Source organism: Serratia proteamaculans, assembly GCF_008830365.1.
In the GTDB taxonomy this organism is placed as follows: Bacteria; Pseudomonadota; Gammaproteobacteria; order Enterobacterales; family Enterobacteriaceae; genus Serratia; species Serratia proteamaculans.
This window is the reverse complement of the sequence record NZ_WBKI01000015.1, coordinates 1-1,797: the sequence shown is the minus strand read 5'-3', so window position 1 is coordinate 1,797 and position 1,797 is coordinate 1. Positions and strand designations below refer to the sequence as shown.

Sequence of the window (1,797 nt, the reverse complement as noted above, 5' to 3'; positions counted from 1 at the left end):
GTCGACCGCCTGGGGAGTACGGCCGCAAGGTTAAAACTCAAATGAATTGACGGGGGCCCGCACAAGCGGTGGAGCATGTGGTTTAATTCGATGCAACGCGAAGAACCTTACCTACTCTTGACATCCACAGAATTCGCTAGAGATAGCTTAGTGCCTTCGGGAACTGTGAGACAGGTGCTGCATGGCTGTCGTCAGCTCGTGTTGTGAAATGTTGGGTTAAGTCCCGCAACGAGCGCAACCCTTATCCTTTGTTGCCAGCACGTAATGGTGGGAACTCAAAGGAGACTGCCGGTGATAAACCGGAGGAAGGTGGGGATGACGTCAAGTCATCATGGCCCTTACGAGTAGGGCTACACACGTGCTACAATGGCGTATACAAAGAGAAGCGAACTCGCGAGAGCCAGCGGACCTCATAAAGTACGTCGTAGTCCGGATCGGAGTCTGCAACTCGACTCCGTGAAGTCGGAATCGCTAGTAATCGTAGATCAGAATGCTACGGTGAATACGTTCCCGGGCCTTGTACACACCGCCCGTCACACCATGGGAGTGGGTTGCAAAAGAAGTAGGTAGCTTAACCTTCGGGAGGGCGCTTACCACTTTGTGATTCATGACTGGGGTGAAGTCGTAACAAGGTAACCGTAGGGGAACCTGCGGTTGGATCACCTCCTTACCTAATGATATTGATTGCGTGAAGTGCTCACACAGATTGTCTGATAGAAAAGTAATGAGCAAAAGCGCTACCTGTTGATGTAATGAGTCTCTGACTCATGCTGATACGAACCGATTAAGACGTTCAGTTTAATCGGATTTTCGTGTCCCCATCGTCTAGAGGCCTAGGACACTGCCCTTTCACGGCTGTAACAGGGGTTCGAATCCCCTTGGGGACGCCATCCGATAATGAGTGAAAGACATTATCACCGGTGCTTGCTGCGCCGAAAACATCTTAAAGATGACTTTAACGAGTCGTGTTTAAGATATTGCTCTTTAACAATCTGGAACAAGCTGAAAATTGAAACATGACAGCTGAAACTTACTCCTCCGTAGAAATATTGGAGTAAGGATTAACCTGTCATAGAGTCTCTCAAATGTAACAGCACGAAGGTGGAAACACTTTTGGGTTGTGAGGTTAAGTGACTAAGCGTACACGGTGGATGCCTAGGCAGTCAGAGGCGATGAAGGGCGTGTTAATCTGCGATAAGCGTCGGTAAGGTGATATAAACCGTTATAACCGGCGATACCCGAATGGGGAAACCCAGTGCAATTCGTTGCACTATCATACGATGAATACATAGTCGTATGAGGCGAACCGGGGGAACTGAAACATCTAAGTACCCCGAGGAAAAGAAATCAACCGAGATTCCCCCAGTAGCGGCGAGCGAACGGGGAGGAGCCCAGAACCTGAATCAGTTCTTGTGTTAGTGGAAGCGTCTGGAAAGTCGCACAGTAAAGGGTGATAGTCCCGTACACTAAAATGCATTAATTGTGAGTTCGATGAGTAGGGCGGGACACGTGACATCCTGTCTGAATATGGGGGGACCATCCTCCAAGGCTAAATACTCCTGACTGACCGATAGTGAACCAGTACCGTGAGGGAAAGGCGAAAAGAACCCCGGCGAGGGGAGTGAAATAGAACCTGAAACCGTGTACGTACAAGCAGTGGGAGCCTACTAGTTGGGTGACTGCGTACCTTTTGTATAATGGGTCAGCGACTTATATTTTGTAGCAAGGTTAACCGTATAGGGGAGCCGTAGGGAAACCGAGTCTTAACTGGGCGAATAGTTGCAAGGTATAGACCCG

Annotated in this window: 1 tRNA gene and 2 rRNA genes; all 3 read left to right on the top strand. The window is 49.2% G+C overall.

Annotation, left to right across the window (positions count from 1 at the left end):
- Positions 1 to 670: ribosomal RNA gene (locus tag F8R23_RS24060) — 16S ribosomal RNA — on the top strand; the annotation flags it as partial.
- Positions 671 to 814: 144 nt separating this feature from the next.
- Positions 815 to 890, top strand: a tRNA-Glu gene (locus F8R23_RS24055).
- A gap of 234 nt (positions 891 to 1,124) precedes the next feature.
- Positions 1,125 to 1,797 (top strand): 23S ribosomal RNA (locus F8R23_RS24050); the annotation flags it as partial.